This window comes from Stenotrophomonas sp., from assembly GCF_035634915.1.
Taxonomy (GTDB): Bacteria; Pseudomonadota; Gammaproteobacteria; order Xanthomonadales; family Xanthomonadaceae; genus Stenotrophomonas.
Genome location: NZ_DASQCB010000009.1, coordinates 210,618 through 229,632, shown reverse-complemented (window position 1 = coordinate 229,632; position 19,015 = coordinate 210,618). Strand labels below are relative to the sequence as shown.

Below are 19,015 nucleotides of genomic sequence, written 5' to 3'. Positions count from 1 at the left end.
CATTGCTGAACCCCATGCAGGAAACGCCGTCGATCACGCCGCGATCGTTGCATGACGGCTTTCCCCGGTGTCGGCTTTCCGACACAATCATGGCTCTTCCCGGGTTATCGTCCCGCGGACATGCACGCCTACGTCTATAAAAGCCAACTCAAGCCGGATACCTACGTCTATCTCGCCCGTCGCGATGATTTCAGCACGCTGCCCGCGCCGCTGGTCACCTCGCTGGGTGCGCTGTCGTTCGTCCTGGAAGTCACTCTGGATGCGCAGCGCCGGCTGGCCCAGGCCGATCCGGACAAGGTCCGCAGCGAGCTGGCCGAACGCGGCTTCTACCTGCAGGTGCCGCCGTCGGTGACCAGCATGATGCGGCGCCACTATGACTGAGCTGTCGCGCCCGCGCGCGCTGTCGATCGCCTTCGCCCTCGGTGCCGTGCTGGCGCTCGGTTCGGTGCTGGGTGGGCTGCCGGGTGCCGTGCTTGCTGCGCTGGCGCAGCCGGCCTTCGCGCTGGGCGTGTCGTGGTGGCGGCGCAGCCGCACGCTGCAGCCACCGAAGCTGATCGCGCGCCAGGACCTGCCCGCGTTGCTGGTGCTGTGGGCCGCAGCCCCCGCAGGGCTGGCCCTGCTGCTGGCGTGGCCACTGGCGGCGCTGCGTGACAGTGGCAGCCTGGCCGCTGTGCTGGGCCTGAGTGTGCTGGTCAGTGCCGGCCTGCTGGCGGCCTGGCGCACCTGGCCGCTCTGGAATGATGTCGAACGCCTGGACGGCAGCCTCGCCCAGCACTGGCAGGCGCTGGCCGGGCGTGACCTGACGGCGTGGCGTGGCCTGCTGGTGGCGGGGGTCGTGGTCGCTCTGGCCGCGCTGATCGTGCTGCCGGCGTGGCCGGGCCTGTTGCCGGAAGGCGCCGGTTGGCCTGCCGCATTGGCCACGCTGGTGCTGTCGCCGGCCCTGCACCTGCTGCTGCAGCGGGTGGCACCGGCACCCATGGTCAGCCTGCGCAGTAGCGCCCAGGACCTGCCCAGCGGCGATGCCGAAGCCCTGTTCAACGCCGCCGCCGAAAGCACGCCGCTGGAAGCGATGGCACCGCAGGAACTGACCCCGGCGCTGTACGAAGCCGCGCGCCACGGCCGCATCGACCGCGCGCTGCAGCTGCTGCAGGCCGGTGCCGATCCGCATGCGCTGCCGGACCCGAACTGGCGTGACCAGCGCAGCCTGGCCGTGCTCGCCGCCGTGCTGCCCGACCTGCGCCTGCTGCGCGAGCTGATCGGGCGCGGCGTTGATGTGAATGCCCCGCACCGTGGCATGACCCCGCTGCTGGCCGCCACGCGCGACAGCTGGCATGGCCGCCCCGAAGCGGTGATGACCCTGTTGGCCAACGGCGCCGATTCGCGCGCGATGGACAGCGATGGCAACACCCCGCTGCACCATGCCGCGCGCAGTTCCGACCCGGGCGTGGCCGCGCTGCTGCGCGACGCCGCCGCCGAGGTGGATGCGCTCAACACCGAAGGCTGGTCGCCGCTGGCGGTGGCCTGCCAGGTCGGCAACTGGCGCCTGGCCCGCTTCCTGCTTGAACGCGGTGCGCGCAGCGAACCCAGCGAAGGCACCCCGGTGCTGCTGGCCGCCGCTGCCACCGAGGATGATGATCCGGCCGGCGTGCAGCTGCTGCTCAAGCACAAGGCGCGCGCCGATGCGCGCGACCGCCAGCGTCGCAGTGCGTTGCACGAAGCCGCCCTGGCCGGCCATGTCGAGATCATCGGCGTGCTGCTCGGGGCCGGTGCCAACCTGGAAGCGCGCGATGCGCTGGGTCGCACGCCGTGGCTGGAAGCGGCCCGTGCCGGTCGCGCCGCCGTCATCGAACACCTGCTGCCGCACAAGCCCGACCTGGTGGCGGTCGATGGTGAAGGCCGCAACGCCGTGCTGCTGGCCGCCACGGCCGAGGACGTCTCGCCGCTGCTGGTCAAGCGCCTGGTGGACCTGGGCATCGCCGCCGATACCCGCGATCCGCTCGGCCGCCGCGCGGTGGATTACGCCGCCGAAGCCGGCCGCTGGGCGATCGTGGCCCTGCTCGATCCGTCCTATCCGCTGCCGGCGGCAGTCAGCGATGGCCTGGCCGAACGCGGTGAAGCTGCCAGTGCCAGCGGCCTGCTGCCCGACCGCCCGCCGCTGACCCTGCTGCGCGAAGCGCTGGGCTTCGGCAATACCGAAGGCATGGCCGCGCTGGCCAGGCTGTGCCAGCCGGAAGAGCTGGGTGGCCTGCTGCTGGACCCGGAACTGGCGCTGGAGCCGCGCGCGGTCGACTGGCTGCTGGGCCATGGCGCGGATCCCTACGTGCGTGATGCCTGCGCCGATACGCCGATGTTTGCCCTGCTGTCGCGTGGCATCGATGCGGTCCCGGCCCTGCAGGTGATGCTGCAGCGCGGCCTGTCGCCGGCCGGCCGTGGTGGCCTGGCCCGCTTCCTCGCCGCCTGCGCGCAGCACGACCAGGCCGCACGCGGGCTGGAACAGCTCGCGCTGGAACTGCTCGAGCGCGGCGCCGATCCGTTCGCGGCCTCGCCGGCCGGCGATCCGCCGTTGTCGCTGGCGGTGCGCCTGGGCTGGCTGCGCCTGCAGCAGGCCCTGCTCAATGCCGGTGTCGATCGCGAAGCCCGCGACAGCCACGGCATGACCGCCCTGCACCTGGCCACCGCGCTGGCCCGCGAAGGCGCGCTGAAGCTGCTGGTGCAGCACGGTGCATCGCCGGAAGCGCGTGCTGCCGATGGCCAGACCCCGCTGGGCGTGGCGTTGTCGATCGGCCGCCGCGATCTGGCCGACTGGCTGGACTGGCGCGTGTGGCCGTTGCCGCGCCGCACGCTGCGCGAAAGCGATCTGCCGGCCGCCGCCATGGCCGGTGACGTCGATGCCGTGCGCCGCTTGAATGATCTCGGCTTTGCCATCGACGCCGTCGATGCGCAGGGCTGCACCGCCCTGCTGCGCGCCGCGGGCGGTGGCCACCTGGCGGTGGTCGACCTGCTGCTGGCGCGGGGTGCCGATCCGCAGCACGCTGCGGCCAGTGGCGCGACCCCGCTGTCGGCGGCGGTCAGCATGCGCCAGGTGGATATTGTCTCGGCCCTGCTCGATGCCGGCGCCCAGCTGGAACACCGCCTGCCGGGCGGGGTCACCGTGCTGATGCTGGCCTCGGCGCTGGGCCTGCCGGACATCGTCGCGCGCCTGCTCACTGCCGGTGCCGACGTGCATGCCGGTGATGCGCAGCAGTTGGGGCCGCTGCACTGCGCGGCACTGTATGGCTTCAGCGCCCGCGACCGTTCGCGCCTGCTGGCTCTGCTGGATACCCTGCTGCTGGCCGGCGCCGAGCCCGACCTGGCGGCGGCCGGTGCAGTCACCCCGCTGCTGCTGCTGCTGGGCGCACGCGCCGAGCCGGGCACCGCCTGCGACGAACAGGTGGTGATGGCCGCAGTGGAGCGCCTGCTGGATGAAGATGTGAGCCTGGACGTGCGTGACCCGCGCGGCTTCGGCCCGCTGCACCTGGCGGCCCTGCACGGGCTGCCGCTGCTGGTGCAGCGCCTGCTGCGCGCCGGTGCCGATCCGGAAGCGCGCGACAGCCTCAACCGCAGCCCGCGCGAGATCGCGGTCATGCGCGGCTTCATCGACGTGGCCGGCGAATTCGAACCGCGCGTGCCGGGCGTCTCCTCGATGGCCCGCTTCCTGCGCGACAACGGCTGAGAACCGGGTTCGGCTGACCCCAGTAGAACCACGCCATGCGTGGATGCTTTGTGGTTCGGTGCAGGATCATCCACGCATGGCGTGGATCTACTTGTCGCTTTCCGCGTCGGCCTCGAACAGATGCATCAGGTCATTGCGTGCATCGCGCGAGGTCTGGATCACCGCCGCTTCGTCGTCATACACCAGGTACTGGTCGCGCAGCAGCTGTTCGTCATGCTCGCGGAAGCGCTGCACATGGCGCTGCGCGACGTCTGCTGCCACGCCCAGCGCGGTCAGCACGCGGCCGCTCATTTCCAGGCTGGTACCGAACACTTCGCGGAACGGCTCGGCCGACATGTCCATCAACCGCCACGCATGCTGGCGGTTGCGCGCGCGCGCCAGCACCTTCGCGTCCGGGTAAAGGCGGCGCACCATGCGTACCGCGCGCAGGTTGGTTTCCGGGTCGTCCACGGTGATCACGAACACATCGATGTGCTCGCCCCCCGCCGCGCGCAGCATCTCCGGCCGGGTAGGGTCGCCGTAGTACAGCTGGTTGCCGAAGCGGCGCAGGTCGGCCACGGTATCCGGGTTGGCTTCCAGCGCCACGAACGGCACCTTCTGCGCGGTCAGCAGGCGCGCGATCACCTGGCCGAAGCGGCCCATGCCGGCAATCAGCACCTTGGGCTTGTTGTCCGGCGCCACCTTGTCGGCCGGCGCAGCATCGCGCGGCGCTGGCCGCTCACGGCCCAGCAGCTTCAGCAGCGCGATCATCAGCAGTGGCGTGATCGCCATCGACAGGCCGACGATGGCCACCAGCCGGTCATGGTTGGCATCGCCCAGCAGGCGCGCGCGCTGCGCTTCGTTGAACACCACGAAGGCAAACTCGCCGCCCAGCCACAGCACGCTGCCCAGCAGCAGCGACTGCCGCGAACCGAGCCTGGCGATGCGGCCGATGGCGTACAACACGCTGAACTTCACCAGCAGCAGGACCGCCACGCCGGTCGCGATCAGCCATGGCTCGGCCGCGATGCGGTCCAGATCGATGCCCATGCCCACGGCAATGAAGAACAGGCCCAGCAGCAGGCCCTTGAACGGCTCGATCTGCGCTTCCAGTTCATGGCGGAATTCCGAATCGGACAGCAGCACGCCCGCCAGGAACGCGCCCAGGCTGGGGCTGAGCCCGGCTTCCTGCATGAACCACGCGGTGCCCAGCACCACCAGCAGTGCGGTGGCGGTGAACACTTCGGGGCTGCGGGTGCGCGCGATCACGCCAAACAACCGGCGCAGGACCGGGCGCCCGCACAGGATCACCACCGCCAGCGCACCCAGCGCCACCGCCGCGTCTTCCCAGCGCAGGGTCTGGTTGCGCGCACCGCCCAGCAGCGGAATGGCGGCCAGCAGCGGGATCGCGATCAGGTCCTGGAACAGCAGAATGGCGAAGCCCAGCCGCCCGTGATCGCTGTTGATCGCCTTGTGCTCGGACAGCAGCTGCAGCCCCACCGCGGTGGAGGACAGCGCCAGCGCGATACCCACCACCAGTGCGCTCTTCCACTGGAAATGGTCCAGCAGCAACAGACCGCCCAGGACCAGACCGGACACGGCCACCTGCGCTGCACCGGCCCCGAACACCGATCGCCGCATCACCTTCAGGCGCGCGGGGGACAGTTCCAGCCCGATCACGAACAGCAGCATCACCACGCCGATCTCGGCCGCACCCAGGATGCGGTCGGCGTCCTGTACGAAGCCCAGCCCATCCGGGCCCAGCACCACGCCCGCCGCCAGGTACCCCAGCACGGCGCCGAAGCCGAACTTCTTGAACACCGGCACCGCGATCACCGCGGCCAGCAGCAGCACCAGCGCCAGTTCCAGACCACCGCTATGCATTGGAATACCTGATCATCGCGAAGCCCGTGGTGCGTTCGTTCGGCGGGGGGAAGCGCGGCCGTGCAGGCCGCCCCTGCATTATGCGCCCCCCGGGGTCAGTTCCCCTTGCGGCGCAAGGGGAACTGACCCCACGGGCGCCTGACTGCGAGCCCACGCCAGGGTTGACCCGGCGTGCCGGCAGGTCCAGACTGCCCGCCGCTGCCGGCGCGTCTGGCAGTACACCCATCCGGAGTCCCCAACCCATGTCCAGCGACAGTAGAAGTCGACCTCGTTCGACGCCAGCGATGGCCACCGCCTGACATCGGGACGGTTTGCCTGCGTTGGCGTTGCGCGAGGTCGCACCCCCACAAGGCAAGCCCATGAACCAGAAGCAATTGCTGCGCCCGGTGGCAGACGCCGCAGCGTTGGCCGCACCCTTGGCCAACTACAACACCGCCGACGCGGTGGAATTCCTCAACACGCTCGACCTGGAGCGCGCCGCTGAAACGCTGGCCGCGCTGTCGCTGCCGCGCGCGGTGAAGATGCTCGAAGCACCCGAACTGCATCGCAGTGGCGAGCTGGTGGCCGCCTTGCCGCCGGCCCGCGCCGCCGCGCTGCTGGGGCTGATGGCCGACGACCGCGCCACCGACATCGTCCACGAGCTGGACGAGGAGGAACGCGCGCGGCTGATCCCGCTGCTGGGCAGCGATGCCCGCCAGGCCATCCAGACGCTGCTGAGCTACCCGCCCAACACCGCCGGCGCGCTGATGACCACCGAGTTCGTCGCCGTGCCCGCCACCTGGACCGTGGCCCAGACCCTGCAGCACATCCGCCAGGTCGAACGCACCCGCGAGACCGTGTACGCGATCTATGTGCTGGACCCGGCCAGCCAGCAGCTGCAGCAGGTGGTGACCATGCGCCGGCTGATCACCGGCCTGCCGGAGGAATCCATCCTCGACGTGGCCCAGGTCAATCCTCCGGTAACGGTGGATGCCCTGCTGGACCAGGAAGAAGTGGCGCGGCTGATCCGCCGTCACGACCTGCTGGCCATTCCGGTGGTGGACGCGCAGCAGCACCTGCTGGGCATCGTCACCGTCGACGACGTACTCGATGCACTCATCGAGGAATCGACCGAGGACGCGCACAAGTTCGGCGGCATGGAAGCACTGGACAAGCCGTACATGCAGATCGGCTTCTTCGAGATGCTGCGCAAGCGCGCCGGCTGGCTGAGCGTGCTGTTCCTCGGCGAAATGCTCACCGCCAGCGCGATGCAGCACTACGAGGACGAGCTGGCACGCGCAGTGGTGCTGACCCTGTTCATTCCGCTCATCATGAGTTCGGGCGGCAACTCCGGCTCGCAGGCGACCTCGCTGCTGATCCGCAGCCTGGCCCTGCGCGAGCTGCGCCTGCGTGACTGGTGGCGCGTGGCCCTGCGCGAGGTGCCCACCGGCATGGTGCTGGGCGCCATCCTCGGCTGCCTGGCCATCGTGCGCATCGTCATCTGGCAGCTGGGCGGCCTGCACGACTACGGCGAGCACTGGATCCTGCTGGCCATCACCATCGGCGCGGCCCTGGTGGGCATCGTCACCTTCGGCTCGTTGTCCGGCTCGATGCTGCCCTTCATCCTCAAGCGCCTGGGCTTCGACCCGGCCAGCGCCTCGGCACCATTCGTGGCCACGCTCGTGGACGTGACCGGCCTGGTGATCTATTTCAGCATCGCCGCCCTCATCCTGCACGGCACGCTGCTGTAACAAAAATGTGTGGGCCGGGGTCGGATCCCCGTGCTCTGGTAGGTGCCCACCTTGGTGGGCACACAAGGGTCATGCCGGGGTCAGAGCCCTTTCCTGCGGAAAGGGATCCGACCCCGGCCCCAACCCCATCGCCACGGAATTTGGGTACCGTAGGCGCATGAGCACCTACCACCTGCAGTCCGTGTTCCGTCCGCAGTCGGTCGCGGTGATCGGCGGCAGCCCGCGCGAGCGCTCGGCCGGCCGCGCGGTGATGCGCAACCTGCGCGGCACCGGTTTCCCCGGCAAGGTGGCGTGGATCAACCCGCGCCACGCCGAGATCGATGGCATCCGCACGGTCAAGCGGCTGAAGGACCTCGACTGGGTGCCGGACCTGGTGGTCATCACCGCGCCCGCGGCGATCGTGCCGCAGGTGGTGCGTACCGCTGCCGAGCGCGGCGTGCAGGCGGCGATCATCCTCACCGCGCATCTCGGCGAAGGCCCGGGCTCGCTGTCCGAACAGGTGGAAACGGTGGCGCGCAAGCACGGCCTGCGCATCCTCGGCCCGCACTGCCTGGGCGTCATCGCGCCGCATGCGAGGCTCAACGCCAGCATCGCCGCACACTTCCCGCAGGCCGGTGACCTCGCGCTGATCTCCGAATCCTCGGCCATTGCCGCCGCGCTGGTGGAGTGGGGCGTGGCACGTTCGGTGGGTTTTTCCGCCGTGGTTTCGCTGGGCGACACCATGGACGTCGACTTCGGCGACCTGCTCGATTACTTCGCCACCGACTACCGCACCCGCGCCATCCTGCTCTACGTCGAACACATCAAGGACGCGCGCAAGTTCATGTCGGCCGCCCGTGCCGCCGCGCGCGCCAAGCCCGTGGTGGTGGTCAAATCCGGCCGCGCCGAGCGCGTGCAGCCCGGCAGCGCCGACACCCACGTGCAGGCGCTGGCCCGCGCCGATGATGTCTACGGCGCCGCTTTCAACCGCGCCGGCCTGCTGCGCGTGAATGCACTGGACGAACTGTTCACCGCAGCGGAGACCCTCGGCCGCCTCGGTACTTTCCCCGGCCGCCGCCTGGCCGTGCTCAGCAACGGCGGTGGCGTCGGCCGCCTGGCGGTGGACCAGCTGGTCGCGTTGCGTGGCACCCTCGCGCAACTGTCCGACAGCACGGTGGAGACGCTGGACAAGGTGCTGCCGCAGGGCTGGTCGCGCAGCAACCCGGTCGACATCGTGGTCGACGCCGATGGTGATCGCTACGCAGCTGCCATCGAGGCGCTGCTGGCCGACAACGAGAATGATGCGGTGATGGTGGTCAACGTGCCCACCGCATTCACCTCTTCGGCCGATGCCGCGCAGGCACTGACCCGCACCCTGGGCCTGCGCCCGCGCCACCACCGCGACAAGCCCGTGTTCGCGGTCTGGCTGGGCAACGATGACCAGGCCACCGCCACGCTCAACGCCGCGCGCGTGCCGACCTATCCGACCGAGGCTGAAGCCGTGCGCGGCTTCCAGCATCTGGTGCGCTACCGCGAGGCGCAGAACGCGCTGATGGAAACGCCGCCCAGCCTGCCGCAGGATTTCAGCGTGGATACCGCGCGTGCGCGCGCGCTGGTCGACGCCGCACTGGCCAATGGCCAGCAGTGGCTCGATCCGTTGGCCACCCACGATCTGCTCAAGGCCTACGGCATTCCGTCGGCGCCGGTGATGCATGCGCGCGACGCGCACGAGGCGATGGACCTGGCGCAGCCGCTGCTGGAGCGCGGTGCCACGGTCGCGTTGAAGATCCTGTCGCCGGACATTCCGCACAAGTCCGAAGTGGACGGCGTGCGCCTGAACCTGGCGACGCTGCCGGCGGTGCAGAGCGCGGCCAACGCCATCCTCGAACGCGCCCGCCAGCTACGCCCGGATGCGCGCATCGACGGCCTGCTGGTGCAGCCGACCATCATCCGCCCGAAGGCGCGCGAGATCATCGTCGGCATCGCCGATGACGCCACGTTCGGCCCGGTCATCGTGGTCGGCCGCGGCGGCACCGCAGTGGAAGTGATCAATGACAAGGCGCTGGCGCTGCCACCGCTGGATCTTCGCCTGGCCCACGAACTGATCGGCCAGACCCGCGCTTCGCGCATCCTCAAGGCCTATGGCGATGTGCCGGCCGCCGACGAGCGCGCGCTGGCGCTGGCCCTGGTGAAGCTGGCGCAGCTGGCGGCCGACATTCCCGAAGTGCGCACGCTGGACATCAACCCGCTGCTGGTGGACGGCAAGGGCATCCTCGCCCTCGACGCACGCGTGGCCATCGCGCCCTCGCGCATCCTGCACAAGGGCCGCGGCCATCCGCGCTTCTCGGTGTTCCCGTACCCGAAGGAGTGGGAGCGCACCCTCGAGCTGTCCGATGGTGGTCGCGCCTTCGTGCGCCCGGTGCGGCCGGAGGACGATGCGCTGTTCCGCGCGTTCTTTGCCCGCGTCAGCGATGAAGACCTGCGCCTGCGCTTTTTCCAGTCGGTGAAGCACTTCAGCCACGAGTTCATCGCGCGGCTGACCCAGCTCGACTACGCGCGCTCGATCGCGCTGGTGGCGATCGACCCGCGCAACGGCGACATGCTCGGTGCGGTGCGCCTGCATGCCGACGCCGACTACCATCGCGGCGAGTACGGCATCCTGATCCGCTCCGACCTGAAGGGCCACGGCATCGGCTGGCGCCTGATGGCGATCATGATCGAGTACGCCAAGTGGCTGGGGCTGGATGTGGTGGAGGGCCAGGTGCTGCGCGAGAACAGCACCATGCTGGCGATGTGCCAGAGCCTGGGCTTCAAGACCCGGCTGGACCCGGACGACCCGACCGTGATGATGGTGACCCTGCCGGTGCAGCAGGTCGAAGTGCCTGCCCCGTCTGCGTAGAGTCGAGCTTGCTCGACTGTCTCCATCGCAAAGCAGTCGAGCAAGCTCGACTCTACGGCCAGATTACCGCAGCGGTTCCACCACCACCGCCGTGCCATAGCACAGCACTTCGGTCAGCCCGGTCATCACATCGGTGGCGTCATAGCGCATGCCGATGATGGCATTGGCCCCCAGCTGCCGCGCGTGCTTGACCATGTCGCGGTAGGTTTCCTCGCGGGCCTGCTCGCACAGCTCGGTGTAGATGGTGATGTTGCCGCCGAAGATCGTCTGGATGCCGCCGAGGAAGTTGCCGACGATCGAGCGCGAGCGCACGGTGATGCCCCGCACCACGCCCAGATTGCGCGCCACCCGGTAGCCGGGCAGCTCGAAGGCAGTGGTGACCAGCGAATCCTCGAAGCGCAGCGCCGGAGGGGAGGGGATACCGCTGTTGTAGGGGTCTGCCATGATCGCGTCCGTGTCCTTGCCTTCTGTAGAGTCGAGCTTGCTCGACTGGTCTTTGTAGAGTCGAGCCATGCTCGACTGGCTGTGTGGCGGTCGAGCAGGCTCGACTCTACAGCGCAATCGCCCGTTGCGGCATGGCCTGACCCACCCCGCCGCGCGACAATGCCCCCATGACCGAACGCATCCCCCTGCTGCTGCTCCCCGGCCTGCTCAACGATGCCGAGCTGTGGCGCGCGCAGCTGGCCGACCTGGCCGACATCGCCAACTGCACCGTAGGCGACCAGACCCGCGGCGAGACCCTGCAGGCGGTGGCCGACGACGTGCTGGCGCAGGCGCCGGAGCGCTTTGCCCTCGCAGGATTCTCGTTGGGCGGCTTCGTCGCCCAGCAGATCCTGCGCACCGCGCCCGAGCGTGTGCTGCAGCTGGCGCTGATCGATACGTCCATCCATGCCGACTCGCCAGAGCGTGCCGAACAGCGCCGCAGCCAGCGCGCCAGCGTGCGCCTGCCCGGCAAATTCCATGGCTTTGGCGATGCACTGATGCGCAGCTACATCGATGCCTCGCGGCTGGACGACTACGTGCTGGTGCAGCGCGTGCGTGACATGACCGCACGGTTGGGGGCGGAAGTATTCCTGCGCCAGAGCGGGCTGGAGCGCGCTGATGGCCACGACGTACTGGCGTCCTACCGCGATCCGCTGCTGATCGTGTGCGGTGCCAACGACCGCATCACGCCGCTGGCAGTGAGCGAGGAAATGCACGCGCTGGTGCCGCACTCGCATCTGGTGGTGGTGCCCGATTGCGGGCACTTGGCACCGATGGAAAAGCCGGATGAAGTGAGCGCGGCGATGCGCGGCTGGCTGTTGCACAGCAGGGGGTGAACCCCGCTTCTGGTAGGTGCCGACCTTGGTCGGCACGGTGTTTCAACGATCGATCAGAGGCCAGTGCCGACCAAGGTCGGCACCTGCCGACTCCAGTCCCTAACCGCAGTCGGGATCAATCCCAGGCCGGGGCAATGCCTTCCGGATTGGCCAGGCGCTGGCCACGCAGGGCGTGAACCCCGCTTCTGGTAGGTGCCGACTCCAGTCCCTAACCGCAGTCGGGATCAATCCCAGGCCGGGGCAATGCCTTCCGGGTTGGCCAGGCGCTGGCCACGCAGGGGGTGAACCCCGCTTCTGGTAGGTGCCGACCTTGGTCGGCACGGTGTTTCAACGATCGATCAGGGGCCAGTGCCGACCAAGGTCGGCACCTGCCGACTCCAGTCCCTAATCGCAGTCGGGATCAATCCCAGGCCGGGGCAATGCCCTCCGGATTGGCCAGGCGCTGGCCACGCAGGGCGTGAACCCCGCTTCTGGTAGGTGCCGACCTTGGTCGGCACGGTGTTTCAACGATCGATCAGGGGCCAGTGCCGACCAAGGTCGGCACCTGCCGACTCCAGTCCCTAACCGCAGTCGGGATCAATCCCAGGCCGGGGCGATGCCTTCCGGGTTGGCCAGGCGCTGGCCACGATCAAGCGTGGCGATCTGCGCCATGTCGTCGTCGGTCAGGCGGATCGCCGCCGCTTCCAGGTTGCTGGCCAGGTTCTCGCGCCTGGTCGACGACGGAATGACCGCAAAGCCCTGCTGCAGCGCCCAGGCCAGTGCGACCTGTGCCGGGGTGGCCTGGTGGCGGCCGGCGATGGCCTGGATCACCGGGTCCTTCAGCACTTCGCCGTAGGCCAGGCTCATGTAGGCGGTGATGCGGATGCCGTTGTCCTGCAGGAACTTCACCAGCAGGCGGTTCTGCAGGTACGGGTGGATCTCGATCTGGTTGGTGGCGATGGCATCGGCACCGAGGATCTCGATCGCCTTGCGGGTCTGCGCGATGGTGAAGTTGGAGATGCCGATCTCGCGGGTCAGGCCCTGTGCCTTGGCCTCGGCCAGCGCCGGCAGGTATTCCTCCATCGGCACGTCCACCTGGTCATTCGGCGAGGGCCAGTGGATCAGGGTCAGCTCGACATGGTCGGTGCGCAGCTTTTCCAGGCTGGTGCGCAGGCTGGCCAGCAGCGCATCGCGCTTGAACTCGGTGATCCACACCTTGGTGGTCAGGTAGATGTCGTCGCGCGGCACGCCGGATTCGGCGATGGCCTGGCCGACCTCGGCTTCATTGCCGTAGATCTGCGCGGTATCGATGGCGCGGTAACCGACGTCCAGCGCATTGCGGACGGAATCGATCACGGTCTGGTCTTTCAGGCGGAAGGTGCCAAGACCAAAGGCGGGGACAGTCATGGGAAGCTCCAACGGGGGGAAAGGAGTGAACAGGAAGGGTAGGTCAGGGACCGTGTGCATGCCGGCAACGGTGCATTGCGTTGCCGGTCAGTGGGCGGTAACGGCGATGCCCTCGGCACGGTGGTCGACGCCATCGCGGCGATCCAGGCGGCCACTCAGCACGGTCAGGGCGTAGGCCAGCACGACCACCAGCGCGCCCAGCCACGGCGTGTGCATCAGGCCGATGTGCTCCACCACCAGGCCACCCAGCGAGGCGCCCAGCGCGATGCCGATGTTGAAGGCGGCGATGTTCAGGCCCGAGGCCACATCAGTGGCCTGCGGCGCGTAGCGCTGGGCCTGCTTGACCACGTACACCTGCAGGCCCGGCACGTTGCCGAACGCCACCGCGCCCAGGGCCAGCACGGTCAGCAGCATCAGCCAGGTGGTGTAGGCGGTGAAGGTCAGTACGAACAGCACGATGGCCAGCAGCGCGAAGATGCGCTTCAGGGCCGGCACCGGGCCGAGGCGGTCGGCCAGGCGGCCGCCCCACAGGTTGCCGATCGCCACCGACACGCCGTACACCAGCAGCACCAGGCTGACCGCATTGGCCGAGAAACCGGTGACGTCCTGCAGGATCGGCGCCAGGTAGGTGAAGGCCAGGAACGTACCGCCATAGCCCAGCGCGGTCATCGCATAGACCAGCAGCAGGCGCGGCTGGGCCAGAACGCCCAGCTGCTGGCGGAAGCTGGCCGGTGCGCTCTGCGGCACGTTGCGCGGCACGAACAGCAGCGCACCCAGCAGGGCCACTACGCCCAGGCCGGCCACGGCCAGGAAGGTCGCGCGCCAGCCCAGGTGCTGGCCGATGAAGGTGCCCAGCGGCACGCCGGTCACCAGCGCCACGGTCAGGCCGGTGAACATGATGGCGATCGCACTGGCGGCCTTTTCTTTCGGCACCACCGCGGTGGCGATGATCGAGCCGATGGAGAAGAACACGCCATGGGCCAGGCCGGTGAGGATGCGGGCGACGATCAGCGAGGTGTAGCCCGGTGCCATCCAGGCGATGACATTGCCGAGGGTGAACATCAGCATCAGTGCGACCAGCAGCTGCTTGCGCGGCACGCGGCCGGTCAGTGCGGTCAGCACCGGCGCGCCGATCGCCACGCCCAGCGCATACAGCGAGACCAGCAGGCCGGCCGAGGGCAGGCTGACATGCAGGTCGGCGGCGATGGTGGGGATGAGGCCGACGATGACGAATTCGGTGGTGCCGATGGCGAAGGCGCCGAGGGTCAGCGCCAGCAGGGCGAGGGGAATGCCACGGGTCATGGCAGGCTCCGGAGGGAAGGAAGGCGCGCAGTGTGCGCGGCGCACCTTTGCCGAAAAACACGTCTTCACGCCAATCACTCTTGCCTGCTGGTCAATAATGGCGCCATGAAGACCACCCTCGACGAAATGCAGGCCTTCCTGGCCGTCATCGACAGCGGCTCGATCAGCGCCGCCGCCGAGCAGCTGGGACAGACACCCTCGGGCGTCAGCCGCGCGCTGGGCCGGCTGGAAGAGAAGCTCGGCACCACCCTGCTGACCCGCACCACCCGTCGCCTGCACCTGACCGCCGAGGGTGAGGCCTACCTGCGCCATGCGCGGGCAATCATCGATGCGGTGGAATCGGCCGAGGAACAGATGGCCGCCCGCCGCGAGCGCCCGGCCGGGCGGCTGCGGGTGGATGCGGCCATGCCCTTCGTGCTGCACGTGATCGCGCCGCTGGTGGCCAGCTACCGTGCGCGCTACCCGGAGGTGCAGCTGGAACTGAACAGTTCCGAGCGTTACATCGACCTGCTGGAGCGGCGCACCGACCTGGCCATCCGCATCGGCCCGCTGGCCGATTCCACCCTGCACGCGCGCTCGCTGGGGCGCTGCCGCCTGCAGCTGGTGGCCAGTCCGGCCTATCTGGCCGCGCACGGCGAACCGGCCAGCGTGGCCGCGCTGGGCCAGCACACGCTGTTGAGTTTCAACGAACCGGAATCACTGAACCGCTGGCCGCTGCCGGGCGATGCCGACGGGCAGTTGCTGGTGCGCCCGGATATTGCCGTTTCCAGCGGCGAGACCCTGCGCCGCCTGGCGGTGGAAGGCGTGGGCATCACCTGTCTGTCCGACTTCGTCACCGACCGCGACCGCGCCGCTGGCACGCTGGTACCGGTGCTGGCCGCGCAGACGCTGGATGTCTACCAGCCAATCCACGCGGTGTACTACCGCAACACCGCCGTGTCGGCGCGCATCAGCTCGTTCCTGGATCATCTGGGCGAGGCGATGGCGCAGGGCGATTATCTGCGCTGAGGTGAGCCGAGCGTAGCCTCGGCTCTACAGAGCCCGCGCGATGGTAGTGCCGGGCCATGCCCGGCGGATCTCTCATGCGGCGCGCGGCAACCCGCTTCTGGCCACCGTCGCCGCACTCGACAGATCAAACACATCCACCGCTTCGATCAGGCGGTCAGCCTGCTGTTCCAGGCTGCGCGCGGCAGCGCTGGCTTCTTCCACCAGCGCGGCATTCTGCTGCGTGGTGCCATCCATCTGGATGACGGTCTGGCTGACCTGTTCGATACCCGCGCTCTGCTCCTGCGAGGCGGCGGAAATCTCGGCCATGATGTCGGTCACCCGCTGCACCGAGGCGACGATCTCGGCCATGGTGTCACCGGCCTGGCGCACGCGCTGCGCGCCGTGGCCAACCTGTTCCACCGAGGCTTCGATCAGCGTCTTGATTTCCTTGGCTGCCGCCGCCGAGCGCTGCGCCAGCGTGCGCACTTCGCTGGCCACCACCGCAAAGCCACGGCCCTGTTCGCCGGCACGCGCGGCTTCCACCGCCGCGTTCAAGGCCAGGATGTTGGTCTGGAAAGCGATGCCATCGATGACGCTGATGATCGCGGCGATCTGCCGCGAGGACGTCTCGATCGCGTCCATGGTCGCCACCACCTGGCCGACCACTTCACCGCCCTCCGAGGCGACGCTGTGTGCGCCGATTGCCAGCTGGTTGGCCTGGCGCGCGTGTTCGGCGTTCTGGCGCACCGTGGAGGTCAGTTCCTCCATCGACGCGGCGGTCTCTTCCAGGTTGGCCGCTTGCTGTTCGGTACGGCGCGACAGATCGTTGTTGCCCGCCGCGATCTCGGCGGCCGCTGCGTGGATGCTGCCCGAGGTGTGCTTGATGTCGGTAACTATCGTTGCCAGCTGCGCCGCCGTGGTGTTGGCATCGCCGGCGATGCGTGCGAACACGCCCTGGAAATCGCCGTGCATGCGTGCACCCAGGCGGCCGTCGGCAATCGCCCGCAGCATCGTCGAGACTTCGCCCAGATTCTGCTCGGTGCCCTGCATCAGCTGGTTCAGGCCATCGACCATCGCGCGGAAATCATGCTCGAAGCGCGCGCTGTCGCCGCGCTGGCTGAAGTCACCGGCGGCGGCCGCCCCGGCCAGGCGGCGGATCTCGCCGTTGATCGCGCCGAGATTACGCTTCACCGCATCCAGTGCTTCGGTGATCACCGCCTTCTCGCCCGGCAGGCGTTCCATGTCCAGGCTGAGGTCGCCCACCGCATAACGGCCCATGATGGAAATCGCGCGCATCTTCACCTGGATGTGCGCGTCGACCAGCGTATTGGTGTCGGCCACCATGCGCCCGTAGGCACCGGGGAAGGCGCTGGCCTGCATGCGGTGGCTGATGGTGCCGGCCTCGTGCGCCTGCGCCATCGCCGCCTGCGCGGCCAGCACGTCGCGCAGCGTGCCCTGCACGGCCTGCATGGCCTGCGCCAGGCGGCCGATCTCATCGCGGCTGCGCACCTGCACCACATGGTCAAGATCGCCAGCGGCGACCGCGCGCGCAGCGGCTTCCACCGCCAGCACCGGCTGCACCACCGCGCGCCGCAGCCACCAGCCCAGGCCAGCCAGCAGCAGAACGGCGGCCGCGATGGTCAGCGCGGCCGACAGCACCAGCGTGCGCCTTGCCTGCTGCGAACGCGCGCTCACGGCGGCCTCGGCCACCTGTGCGGTGTGCGCACCCAGCGCATCCAGCGCGGCGGCCACGGGCCGATCCTTGCCGCGCACCAGGGTGTCGCCGGCAGCCGGGTCGTAGCCGGCCTCGGCAAATGCCTGCAGGGCGGCGTGGTAATCCTTCTGCAGCTGCGCGTGCAGGCCACTGAACGCCTGCGCCATGTCACGGGTGCGCGCATCGGGGCTGTCGGCCAGGCCGCTGGCCAGCGTCTCCACCAGCTTCCCTTCGTCATCGAAGGCCTGCAGATGGCGCTGGCGCAGCGCGTCGTCGTGGCCGCGCAGCAGCACGTTCTTCCATTCCTGCACCTGGCCGCGGAACTCGCGCTGCAGGCGTTCGGCGTCGCGGCTGTGCGCCACCTCCGCGGGCACGTCAGTGGACAGTTTCAGCCACGCCGAGGCCAGGCCCGCCAGCGCACACAGCAGGACGATGGCCAGCCCAACGGAAACAGCACCGAGCAGCTTCGACTGCAGCCGCGGCGCAGGGGAGGAGGCATTCATGGGGGATCTCGGAAGGGGAGCAATGCGGTATCGACCCTCCTTGAGGTCTCTGAAGTGCGAAGCAGATCACATTACTGTCGCGTTCAAAGAGGTGAAGGAAATGTTTCATAGGACGCATGTGGCCAGATGGAACGAAAGCGGACCCTCGACAGCGGGTTTAAATGTAACTATCGTAGTTACATGAAATCCGCGAACCCGCTTTCCGACGCCCTGCATGTCATGGCCCATCTGGTCGGCCAGGACGGCCCGCGCACCTCCGAGCAGCTGGCCACCTGCCTGCCGACCCACCCAGTGGTGATCCGCCGCCTGCTGGCACAGATGCACAAGGCCGGCCTGGTGCGCAGCACGCGCGGTCATGGCGGTGGCAGCCAGCTGGCGCGCGCGGCGTCGCAGATCAGCCTGCACGACATCTACCTGGCCGTCGGCGCACCGCCGCTGGTGCAGGTCGGCCAGCGCGACAACGGCGGTGGCTGCCCCATCCAGCACCTGGTCAACCAGGCCCTGCAGGACGGCGCGCGCGAGGCCCAGCGCCTGCTCGAAGCGCGCCTGCAGGCCAGCACCCTGGACCAGCTGGGCGCCGATTTCGCCCGCCATCTTGCCCATCACCGTTCCCTGGAAGGCTCCCATGAATCCTGATGTCCTCATCGTCGGCGGCAGCTACGCCGGCATTGCCGCCGGCCTGATCCTGGCCCGCGCCCGCCGTCCGGTCACGATCATCGACAGCGGCCTGCCGCGCAATCGTGCCGCCAGCCATTCGCACGGCGTGCCCGGCCAGGACGGCATCAGCGGCGCCGAGCTGCTGAAGAACGCGCGCCAGCAGCTGCTCGATTACCCCACCGTGCGCTGGCTGCAGGGCGAGGTGGTGCACGCCCAGTCCGCGGCCGAAGGCGTGGAAGTGCGCACCGCCGATGGCCAGGTGCTGGCCGCGCGCAAGCTGCTGCTGGCCACGGGCATCGCCGACCAGCTGCCCGAGCTGCCGGGCCTGGCCGAACGCTGGGGCAGCACCGTGCTGCACTGCCCGTACTGCCATGGCTACGAAGTCGGCGGCGGTGCCATCGGCCTGCTCGGTGGCCACCCGATGTCGGCGGCCAAGGCGACCCTGTTCGCCGACTGGGGCAATGTCACCTTCTTCAGCCAGGGCCTGCCGATCACGGATGAAGAGCGGGCCGCCATGCAGCAGCGCGGCGTGCAGATCGAGACCACCCCGGTGGTGGGCGTGCAGGGTGAGCAGCCGACGTGGCTGGAAGTGGAACTGGCCGATGGCCGCCGCATCGCCCAGCGAGCGCTGTTCGTGCCGGCCATGCAGCAGATGGCCACGCCGCTGGTGCAGCAGCTCGGCTGCGCGCTGGTGGAAAGCCCACTGGGCGTGCTGGTGGAGGTCGACATGATGAAGCAGACCTCGGTGGCGAACGTGTACGCCGCGGGCGATGCGACCACCGTGGGCAACATCACCCTGGCGATGGCCGAAGGCGTGCGCGCGGGCATCGGCGTGCACCACGCGCTGGTGGGCGAGGACAGCGTGCCGCGCTGAAGGGCGTTGCCCTGGTAGATGCCGACCCTGGTCGGCACCGCTCCATCCACGCATGGCGTGGAACTACTGCCGTAGTAGATCCACGCCGTG

At 69.1% G+C, this 19,015-nt stretch carries 13 protein-coding genes; 8 read left to right on the top strand and 5 right to left on the bottom strand.

Annotated features, from left to right (window positions below):
* Positions 1-120 precede the first annotated feature (120 nt).
* Positions 121-381 carry a YcgL domain-containing protein gene (locus VER16_RS07320; RefSeq protein ID WP_324806742.1) on the top strand — a complete coding sequence of 87 codons (261 nt, stop codon included), beginning with the start codon at positions 121-123 and terminating at the stop codon, positions 379-381.
* Positions 374-3,712, top strand: a complete 3,339-nt coding sequence (locus tag VER16_RS07315) for an ankyrin repeat domain-containing protein (RefSeq protein WP_324806739.1) — start codon at positions 374-376, stop codon at positions 3,710-3,712. The genes VER16_RS07320 and VER16_RS07315 overlap by 8 nt, the downstream gene beginning before the upstream one ends.
* 87 nt (positions 3,713-3,799) lie before the next feature.
* Here VER16_RS07315 and VER16_RS07310 read toward each other — a convergent pair whose 3' ends face one another.
* Positions 3,800-5,575: a monovalent cation:proton antiporter-2 (CPA2) family protein gene (locus VER16_RS07310; RefSeq protein ID WP_324806737.1), complete on the bottom strand. Its 1,776-nt coding sequence runs from the start codon at positions 5,573-5,575 to the stop codon at positions 3,800-3,802.
* 359 nt (positions 5,576-5,934) lie between these two features.
* Between VER16_RS07310 and mgtE the strand changes: the two genes are divergently transcribed.
* Both mgtE and VER16_RS07300 read left to right on the top strand, forming a co-directional pair.
* Positions 5,935-7,305: a magnesium transporter gene (gene mgtE / locus VER16_RS07305; protein WP_324806735.1), complete on the top strand. Its 1,371-nt coding sequence runs from the start codon at positions 5,935-5,937 to the stop codon at positions 7,303-7,305.
* Between the two features lie 157 nt (positions 7,306-7,462).
* On the top strand, positions 7,463-10,183 hold the full coding sequence (locus tag VER16_RS07300; RefSeq protein WP_324806733.1) for a bifunctional acetate--CoA ligase family protein/GNAT family N-acetyltransferase: 2,721 nt from the start codon (positions 7,463-7,465) through the stop codon (positions 10,181-10,183).
* A 63-nt stretch (positions 10,184-10,246) separates the two neighbouring features.
* On the opposite strand, the gene VER16_RS07295 is transcribed toward VER16_RS07300, so the two are convergent.
* Complete coding sequence (locus VER16_RS07295) at positions 10,247-10,627, bottom strand: YbjQ family protein (RefSeq protein ID WP_108754558.1); 381 nt, start codon at positions 10,625-10,627, stop codon at positions 10,247-10,249.
* Between the two features lie 167 nt (positions 10,628-10,794).
* On the opposite strand from VER16_RS07295, the gene VER16_RS07290 reads away from it, so the two are divergent.
* Positions 10,795-11,502 (top strand): alpha/beta hydrolase, encoded by a 708-nt coding sequence (locus VER16_RS07290; RefSeq protein WP_324806730.1) that lies wholly within the window; start codon positions 10,795-10,797, stop codon positions 11,500-11,502.
* Positions 11,503-12,078: 576 nt separating this feature from the next.
* Here VER16_RS07290 and dkgB read toward each other — a convergent pair.
* Both dkgB and VER16_RS07280 read right to left on the bottom strand, forming a co-directional pair.
* Positions 12,079-12,888: a 2,5-didehydrogluconate reductase DkgB gene (dkgB, locus tag VER16_RS07285; RefSeq protein ID WP_324806728.1), complete on the bottom strand. Its 810-nt coding sequence runs from the start codon at positions 12,886-12,888 to the stop codon at positions 12,079-12,081.
* Between the two features lie 87 nt (positions 12,889-12,975).
* Positions 12,976-14,190 (bottom strand): MFS transporter, encoded by a 1,215-nt coding sequence (locus VER16_RS07280; RefSeq protein WP_324806726.1) that lies wholly within the window; start codon positions 14,188-14,190, stop codon positions 12,976-12,978.
* A 105-nt stretch (positions 14,191-14,295) separates the two neighbouring features.
* Here VER16_RS07280 and VER16_RS07275 point away from each other — a divergent pair, with 105 nt between their 5' ends.
* Entirely contained in the window at positions 14,296-15,198 is a 903-nt protein-coding gene (locus VER16_RS07275) for a LysR family transcriptional regulator (protein ID WP_324806724.1), read from the top strand.
* A gap of 72 nt (positions 15,199-15,270) precedes the next feature.
* On the opposite strand, the gene VER16_RS07270 is transcribed toward VER16_RS07275, so the two are convergent.
* Positions 15,271-17,394: a methyl-accepting chemotaxis protein gene (locus VER16_RS07270; RefSeq protein ID WP_324806721.1), complete on the bottom strand. Its 2,124-nt coding sequence runs from the start codon at positions 17,392-17,394 to the stop codon at positions 15,271-15,273.
* A gap of 180 nt (positions 17,395-17,574) precedes the next feature.
* Between VER16_RS07270 and VER16_RS07265 the strand changes: the two genes are divergently transcribed.
* Positions 17,575-18,030, top strand: coding sequence for an Rrf2 family transcriptional regulator (locus VER16_RS07265; RefSeq protein WP_324806719.1), 456 nt, complete (start codon positions 17,575-17,577; stop codon positions 18,028-18,030).
* The gene (locus VER16_RS07260; RefSeq protein WP_324806717.1) at positions 18,020-18,925 is read left to right on the top strand and encodes an NAD(P)/FAD-dependent oxidoreductase; all 906 of its coding nucleotides are present in this window, start codon (positions 18,020-18,022) and stop codon (positions 18,923-18,925) included. The genes VER16_RS07265 and VER16_RS07260 overlap by 11 nt, the downstream gene beginning before the upstream one ends.
* Positions 18,926-19,015: the final 90 nt, after the last annotated feature.